Origin of the sequence: Vibrio sp. Vb0598, assembly GCF_033338935.1 — a bacterium.
In the GTDB taxonomy this organism is placed as follows: domain Bacteria; phylum Pseudomonadota; class Gammaproteobacteria; order Enterobacterales; family Vibrionaceae; genus Vibrio; species Vibrio alginolyticus.
Genome location: NZ_JAWOTP010000193.1, coordinates 1 through 1,190 on the forward strand (window position 1 = coordinate 1; position 1,190 = coordinate 1,190).

General features: G+C 47.2%; 1 protein-coding gene. It reads left to right on the forward strand.

The features are described from left to right. The coding region (gene tuf / locus R7Q38_RS24010) for an elongation factor Tu (RefSeq protein ID WP_017822038.1) at positions 1-1,184 on the forward strand (1,184 nt) is incomplete at its 5' end. Positions 1,185-1,190 lie beyond the last annotated feature (6 nt).

The window sequence follows — 1,190 nt, forward strand, 5'->3', positions numbered from 1 at the left end:
TGTCTAAAGAAAAATTTGAACGTACGAAACCGCACGTTAACGTTGGTACTATCGGCCACGTTGACCACGGTAAAACAACTCTAACTGCAGCTATCTGTACTACTCTTGCTAAAGTTTACGGCGGTGTAGCTAAAGACTTCGCATCTATCGATAACGCTCCAGAAGAGCGTGAGCGCGGTATCACAATCGCAACTTCTCACGTTGAGTACGACACTCCATCACGCCACTACGCACACGTTGACTGTCCAGGACACGCTGACTATGTTAAAAACATGATCACTGGTGCTGCACAGATGGACGGTGGTATCCTAGTTGTTGCTGCGACAGATGGCCCAATGCCACAAACTCGTGAGCACATCCTACTAGGCCGTCAGGTTGGTATCCCATACATCATCGTATTCATGAACAAATGTGACATGGTTGACGATGAAGAGCTACTAGAACTAGTAGAAATGGAAGTTCGTGAACTTCTATCTGAATACGATTTCCCAGGTGATGACCTACCAGTTATCCAAGGTTCTGCACTAGGCGCACTAAACGGCGAAGAGCAGTGGGAAGCGAAAATCGTTGAACTAGCAGAAGCTCTAGATACTTACATCCCTGAGCCAGAGCGTGCGGTAGATCAGCCATTCCTAATGCCTATCGAAGACGTATTCTCAATCCAAGGTCGTGGTACAGTAGTAACTGGCCGTATCGAGCGTGGTATCCTAACTGTAGGTGACGAAGTTGCTATCGTAGGTATCAAAGACACTACTACAACTACATGTACTGGTGTTGAGATGTTCCGTAAGCTTCTAGACGAAGGCCGTGCAGGTGAGAACGTTGGTGCACTTCTACGTGGTACTAAGCGTGACGAAGTTGAACGTGGTCAAGTACTAGCTAAGCCTGGTTCAATCACTCCACACACTAAGTTCGAATCAGAAGTATACGTACTGTCTAAAGATGAAGGTGGTCGTCACACTCCATTCTTCAAAGGCTACCGTCCACAATTCTACTTCCGTACAACTGACGTAACTGGTGACATCCAGCTACCAGACGGCGTAGAAATGGTAATGCCAGGCGACAACGTACAGATGACTGTAGAGCTAATCGCACCAATCGCAATGGACGAAGGTCTACGTTTCGCGATCCGTGAAGGTGGCCGTACAGTAGGTGCTGGTGTTGTTGCTAAGATCTTCGACTAATTCATA